Here is a 5,560-nt window from a genome sequence, read left to right as displayed (position 1 = left end):
ATCTCCCGGTGGCCCCGACGCATCTCGTGCGAGGATCGCTCAGGGCGCGCCCTGGACGTAGTAGTGCTTCTCCGTCCCGACACGGCCGGTGCCGACGATGTCCACGGACGAAGAGTCCCCGGTGGCTCCCCCGGCGAATCCGAGCTGGTCCGTGCCGAGATCCACACCGCGACCGCTACCCAGCGGCGAGCCGGTGTCGTCGTCATGGTGGACGACACCACCATCGGCGGCGTGGTCGACCGGAGACTCGAGGTGCGCGCGACCGCTGACCACGACAGTCGCCCCGTCGGTCGTCACCGTCACCGCGGCGTCGTTGCCGGCCGCTCCTCCGGAGACCGTCACCGGACCCGCGGGTCCGCGGTCCGGAGCCTTGATCGGCTGCTGGGCGGAGGCAACCGCGGCACTGGCGACGATCAAGCCACCTGCGGCAAGGGTCACCGCCACCGATCGCCGAAGGCCCCCGAGGATCTTCGAGTTCATCGCGTTCTCCTGACGTGTTCGGGTGTTGAGGGAATGCGGGACCCCGTCAGCGCCCGCACCCGGCGCCCGAGCGCACGGGGATCGCGGCTGGCGCGGACGGGGTCCCGCCGAGCAGGGCGAGCGAGGTCCTGGTCACGCTCATAGCCCCACTCATCGGACCGGACGGATCGGCAGCCTGAGGCGGCTGGCCAGCTTCACGCCCGGTGGTAGATCCATGCAGGGCGACGCCCCCCGGCGTCCAATCGCCCGCATGGATCCGTTGCTCGCTCCGACGCTCGATCGTCGCGTCACGTCCGGTGCCACGAGCGATCGCGGCGCGGCGTACACCGCGGCCTCGACTGCTCGTCGAGGCCGTCACAGCCTCATTGCTCACCATGGACGCTCCCGAGTTCGGTCCGAATCAGAGCCTTCAGTACTTGTTACGTACGTCGATGCGCTGATGTTGCAGTTCCCGGAGAAATACGGAGAAAGTCCCGCAAACACGTCTCTGAGACGTGTTTGCGGGACTTTGTGATCAGATCCAACAGCCCTCAGCGGACCTCCGTCGTCGAGCTCAGCTCCTCGACGACACCCTCGTCTCCGGCGTCGACCGAGTAGTCCGAAGCCGAGGTTGCGTCTTCACCGTCCGGCACGTTCAGCGCCCTCAGGATCGGGGTCAGGACGACGACCACGACGATGTTCAGCAGGAAGGCGGTGAGCGCGATGTAGATCGGCGTCTCCGTGCCCGGGAACGGCGCCAACGGTCCACCGAAGTGCTCCTGCGTGGGCGAGGAGACGCCGTACGCGACGATCGTCCCGTACGCCATCCCGACCGCCCAGCCGGCCAGGACCGCCCACCGGTGGAACCAGCGGGTGTAGAGCCCGACGACGATCGCAGGCAGCGTCTGCAGGATCCAGACGCCGCCGAGGAGCTGCAGGTTGATGGCGTACGACTTCGAGAGCGCCAGCACGAAGAGCAGCGCCCCGAACTTCACGATCAGGGACACGATCTTGGCCTGCTTGGCCTCGTCCTGCGGGGTCGCGTCGGGCTTCAGGTAGGCCTTGTAGATGTTGCGCGTCCACAGGTTCGCGGCCGCGATCGACATGATGGCCGCCGGCACCAGCGCACCGATGACGACCGCCGCGAACGCGACGCCCGCGAACCACGCCGGGAACTGGTCCTCGAAGAGCTGCGGGATCGCGAGCTGCGGGTTCGGCGGGTCGCCGACCATGACCCCGGCCGCGAGAGCGACGAACCCGAGCAGCGCCAGGAGCCCCAGCAGGAACGAGTACGCCGGCAGCAGCGAGGCGTTGCGACGGATCACGTTGCGGCTGCGCGTGGAGAGCACCCCGGTGATCGAGTGCGGATACATGAACAGCGCCAGCGCCGAGCCGAGGGCCAGGGAGGCGTACGCCCACTGACCGGCCGCCTGCGACGGGAACAGCGCCTTCGGGGCGGCGTCGCCGGCGGCGATCGCGTCGGCGTTCTCGGTGTTGAAGGTGTCGAAGCTGTTCTGCACCGTGTCGAAGATGTTGCCCCAGCCGCCGAGCTGCGACGGGATGTAGAGGATCGCCACGAGGATCACGATGTAGATCAGCGAGTCCTTCACGAACGCGATCAGCGCCGGCGCCCGCAGCCCGGAGGAGTACGTGTAGGCGGCCAGCACCGCGAATGCGATGAAGAGCGGCAGGTCACGGATGAACCAGTTCGAGGAGTCGCTCTGCAGGCCCATCACCTCGAGGACGACCTCCATGCCCACCAGCTGCAGTGCGATGTAGGGCATGGTGGCCAGCAGGCCGGTGACCGCGACGGCCAGGCCCAGGGACCTGGACCCGTAGCGGCCGACGACGAAGTCGGCCGGCGTGACGTACCCGTGCTTGTGCGAGACCGACCAGAGCTTCGGCAGGAACGCGAAGATGATCGGGTAGACGAGGATCGTGTAGGGCACCGCGAAGAACCCGACCGCCGAGCCGGCGAACAGCGTCGCGGGGACCGCGATGAACGTGTACGCCGTGTAGAGGTCGCCTCCGATGAGGAACCAGGCCACGAACGTACCGAAGCCGCGGCCACCCAGGCCCCACTCGTCGAGGTTGTCCATGGACTTCGCCCGGCGCCAGCGCGCGGCGGAGAAGCCGAGGATCGTGACCAGCAGGAAGAGGAAGGCGAAGACGGAGACTGCTACCGCGTTCACTGGCCACCCTCCTTCCACGGGCGCCCGGCGGCGGCACGGTCACGCCGGAACGCAGTCTTGGCGACGAAGTAGGCGACCGTCGTGAACAGGACGGAGCAGGGGATGAGGAAGAGCTGGAACCAGAAGTAGAACGGGAATCCGGCGAGCGTCGGATCCTCCTTCGCGTACAGCGGCACCGCGAGCGACGGCGCTGCTGCCGCGAACAGGAGGATCCCGACAAGGATCCACGAGCCCTTGGACGAGGACGGCATGGGTCACCTCCGAGATCTGTCGAAGTGGGGTTGGACGACCTGTGACCTTGGTCACATACGAGTCCCGTGTCCAGCCCAATTCGACCGACACGACGACGAACGGTCGATCTGCCGGGACGAACGGTCATCCGGATCCAGAGGGTCACTATCCATGCGCTACCTTCCACGTCGACGATCCGAAGGAGAACGAGATGAACCGACGTACGTCCCTCGCTGCCGCCCTCCTGATGAGCGGGGTGATCGCGGGCGCTCCTGCCTCGGCTTCGGCGCACCCGGAACGTCCGCGCGAGATCATCGCGTCGCAGGTGGTGAAGGCGACCAGCCCGCACCCCGGGCTGAACATGACGCTGCTCGAGGGCCCGACGTTCGGCGCAGACGGCTCCCTCTACTTCGTGGACGTCGTCGCCTCCGCGCCGGCGCCCAAGGTGCTGCGGCTCGACACCGCGTCGCGGGAGGTCTCCGGGTTCTTCACCGACTCGGTGGGCAGCTACACCTCGGCGCAGTGGAGCCCGGTCGACGGCCGGCTCTACCTGACCGACTACCAGGGCACGATCCGCAGCGTCGCCGCCGACGGCACCGACCCGCGCACGGTCTTCGCCGGTCCGGTCGAGGGCGGCCCGATGAGTCCCGACGACCTGACCTTCGATCCCGAGGGCAATCTCTACGTCACCGACCTGACCGGCTACCTCGACCCGGCCAAGGAGCCGGTGGGACGGGTCGTACGCATCGCGGCGGACGGGTCGAGCGCGACAGTGCTGGCCTCGGGGCTCGCCGCGCCCAACGGGATCTCCTTCGACCGCGGCTATCGCGGGCTCTACGTGAGCACGCTGTGGGAGAACCGGATCAGCCATCTGGCCCTCGACCGGTCGCGCACCTCGGTCGTCGCGGCCCGGACCGTCGCCGAGGTCGACGACGGCCCCGCCGAGACCGAGACCGACTCCAACGCCGTCGACGCGGCCGGCAACATCTACCAGGCCACCCACGGCGAGCCGGTCATCCGGGTCTTCTCCCGGCACGGCCGGCCGCTCGCGACGGTCCGCGTCCCCGTCGCCGACCGGGCCGGTCTCACCTCGGCGACCAACGTCGCGATCCGGCCCGGGACCAAGCAGGCGTACGTCACCGTCTCCGGTGATGCCGGCGGGTTCATCTACAGCTTCGACGCGCTGGCCAAGGGCATCCGGCAGTCGAACGGCGGCTAGCGCGGCCGCCCCTGGGAAATCACCTGCCGAACGGTGCCGTCAGGGCTAGCCTGCAAGGTGATCCTCACCCCTCGGCACAGGAGCGCCCCATGAGCACTGAAGTCCCCAGGATCGACCGCCGCCGTCTGCTCGGCGCTGCCGCGGCCGGCGCCGCAGCGGCACCGCTTCTCACCGGTTCGTCCGGCGCGGCGAGCGCTGCCGTCGCGCCGCTCGGGCGAGACCAGGCCGTCCGGACCGGCGCCGAACGGGCTGCGGCCGACGGCTGGTCGGTGCTGTCGGGTGATCGGGTCGGCATCATCACCAACCCCACCGGCGTGCTCGGCAACCTCCGCAACATCGTCGACGAGATGCACGAGTCGGGCGCGGTCCAGATCGCCGGTGTCTTCGGTCCCGAGCACGGCTTCCGCGGCACCGCGCAGGCGGGCGGCTCGGAGGGCACCTTCGTCGACGAGCGCACCGGGCTGACCGTCTACGACGCCTACGGCGCGAACGTCGCGAAGATGACCGAGCTGTTCACGACCTCCGGGGTCGAGACCGTCGTCTTCGACATCCAGGACGTGGGCTCCAGGTTCTACACCTACATCTGGACGATGTGGACGGCGATGCAGGCGGCCGTCGCGACCGGCAAGCGCTTCGTGGTCCTCGACCGGCCCAACCCCGTGGGCGGGACCGCCCGCGGACCGATGATGACCGCGGCGTACACCTCGGGCGTCGGCGCCCGCGAGATCGTCCAGCAGCACGGGATGTCGGTCGGTGAGCTGGCCCGGTTCTTCGACGGGGAGTTCCTCGAGGAGCACGCCGGCGGGCGGCTGGAGCAGCTCGACATCGTCCAGGTCTCCGGTTGGCGGCGACGGACGTTGTACGCCGACACCGGGCTCGACTTCATCCTGCCGAGCCCGAACATGCCCACCTCCGACACCGCGCTGGCCTACCCCGGCACCTGCATGTTCGAGGGCACCAACCTCTCCGAGGGGCGCGGCACCACCAAGCCGTTCGAGCTGATCGGGGCGCCGTTCGTCGACCACCGCTGGGCCGCGGCGCTGGAGGAGGCCGGGCTTCCGGGCGTCACGTTCCGGGAGGCGTACTTCAATCCCTCGGTCAACAAGTTCGCCGGCCAGGTCTGCGGAGGGGTGCAGGTCACGATCCAGGACCGCGACCGCTTCGACCCGGTCCGCACCGGCGTCGAGATGCTGGTCAAGGCCAAGTCTCTCTATCCCGAGTTCGCCTGGCGCCAGGACTCCTGGGACACCGCCCGGCCGTTCTGGATCGACAAGCTCACCGGATCGACCAGGCTGCGTACGCAGATCGATGCCGGCGCCACCGGCGACGAGGTCGAGGCGGCCTGGCGAGACGAGCTGGCCCCCTTCGACCGGACCCGCCGCCAGTACCTCCTCTACCGCTGACCCGCCGAGTCGGCGCGTTCTGACCGAAAATCACGCCGAGTCGGCGCGTTAGAACG

Annotated in this window: 5 protein-coding genes; 2 read left to right on the top strand and 3 right to left on the bottom strand. The window is 69.0% G+C overall.

From position 1 onward, the window contains the following. Positions 1-39: 39 nt before the first annotated feature. From ACFU7D_RS28345 to ACFU7D_RS28335, 3 genes are all read right to left on the bottom strand, one after another. Positions 40-480 carry a hypothetical protein gene (locus ACFU7D_RS28345; RefSeq protein WP_378873565.1) on the bottom strand — a complete coding sequence of 147 codons (441 nt, stop codon included), beginning with the start codon at positions 478-480 and terminating at the stop codon, positions 40-42. A gap of 530 nt (positions 481-1,010) precedes the next feature. Further along, positions 1,011-2,651, bottom strand: coding sequence for a monocarboxylate uptake permease MctP (gene mctP / locus ACFU7D_RS28340; RefSeq protein ID WP_378873563.1), 1,641 nt, complete (start codon positions 2,649-2,651; stop codon positions 1,011-1,013). Then, positions 2,648-2,902: a DUF3311 domain-containing protein gene (locus ACFU7D_RS28335; protein WP_378733026.1), complete on the bottom strand. Its 255-nt coding sequence runs from the start codon at positions 2,900-2,902 to the stop codon at positions 2,648-2,650. The genes mctP and ACFU7D_RS28335 overlap by 4 nt, the downstream gene beginning before the upstream one ends. A gap of 191 nt (positions 2,903-3,093) precedes the next feature. Here ACFU7D_RS28335 and ACFU7D_RS28330 point away from each other — a divergent pair, with 191 nt between their 5' ends. Both ACFU7D_RS28330 and ACFU7D_RS28325 read left to right on the top strand, forming a co-directional pair. Beyond that, positions 3,094-4,101, top strand: coding sequence for an SMP-30/gluconolactonase/LRE family protein (locus ACFU7D_RS28330; protein ID WP_378873561.1), 1,008 nt, complete (start codon positions 3,094-3,096; stop codon positions 4,099-4,101). Between the two features lie 89 nt (positions 4,102-4,190). Further along, positions 4,191-5,504, top strand: a complete 1,314-nt coding sequence (locus ACFU7D_RS28325) for an exo-beta-N-acetylmuramidase NamZ domain-containing protein (protein WP_378873559.1) — start codon at positions 4,191-4,193, stop codon at positions 5,502-5,504. The last annotated feature ends 56 nt before the right edge of the window (positions 5,505-5,560 follow it).

This window comes from Nocardioides sp. NPDC057577, assembly GCF_042801335.1.
GTDB lineage: Bacteria > Actinomycetota > Actinomycetes > Propionibacteriales > Nocardioidaceae > Nocardioides.
The sequence above is the reverse complement of the archived record's forward strand: the minus strand, read 5'-3'. Positions and strand labels throughout refer to the sequence as shown.

Bases quoted from the DNA above. Each gene is read 5' to 3' on its own strand.
- ACFU7D_RS28330 (WP_378873561.1), top strand. From the start codon at position 3,094: ATGAACCGACGTACGTCCCTCGCTGCCGCCCTCCTGATGAGCGGGGTG.
- ACFU7D_RS28325 (WP_378873559.1), top strand. From the start codon at position 4,191: ATGAGCACTGAAGTCCCCAGGATCGACCGCCGCCGTCTGCTCGGCGCT.
- ACFU7D_RS28345 (WP_378873565.1), bottom strand. From the start codon at position 480: ATGAACTCGAAGATCCTCGGGGGCCTTCGGCGATCGGTGGCGGTGACC.
- ACFU7D_RS28335 (WP_378733026.1), bottom strand. From the start codon at position 2,902: ATGCCGTCCTCGTCCAAGGGCTCGTGGATCCTTGTCGGGATCCTCCTG.